1 protein-coding gene is annotated in these 555 nt (G+C 50.3%); it reads left to right on the top strand.

Going from position 1 to position 555, the window contains the following annotated elements; all coding sequences use genetic code 11:
• The coding region (locus tag DW732_RS10145; protein ID WP_233539436.1) for a hypothetical protein at positions 1 to 231 on the top strand (231 nt) is incomplete at its 5' end.
• Positions 232 to 555: the final 324 nt, after the last annotated feature.

Raw genomic sequence — 555 nt, 5'->3', positions numbered from 1 at the left:
GGAGGCCTCGCGGCCTCCCCCTTTTTTGCGTTATATAAACCGACATTTGCCCTATCTGTTTTAGGTGTGTTCGGATTGGCTTTAGTCGAGGGCATCGTAGTCGTTCGCGGCGAGGCAGAGCCGATCTTTTTGCTCATGTCGCTTTCTGGTGGCGCTCAGTCGGCTCCGGGGTTCTGTCGTCACGTATATCCGGACGGATCTTTTGCTCCTTATTTCCAGTACATTAATTAAGGGGCATTGTTTCAATCAAATACATTCCGCCAGTGGTGGCTCTATCTAATTTGTGATAGGGCCCCCACTGGCGTTTATATAGGTTTGTTAACGCTGTCCTTCAATTTATTACGGGCTAACTAGCGGAGATCGACGAGGGTATAAAGATGCTATGTCTACAGTGGACAGCAAGATTCCCGAGGTCATACGGTCTGTCCAGGTTTTATGACCATACGCGTGACTCTGAGCAACTCGGAGCCCAGTTAGTTGATTTGTGAACAAAATATGGAGTGCGCGATTCCCACCCCCGGGGCCCCTCCGGTCTGGCAATATATCTCCTTGCCG

The sequence above is a fragment of the Collinsella sp. AM28-11LB genome, from assembly GCF_003469895.1.
Taxonomy (GTDB): Bacteria; Actinomycetota; Coriobacteriia; order Coriobacteriales; family Coriobacteriaceae; genus Collinsella.
This window is presented reverse-complemented; position numbering and strand designations above follow the sequence as displayed.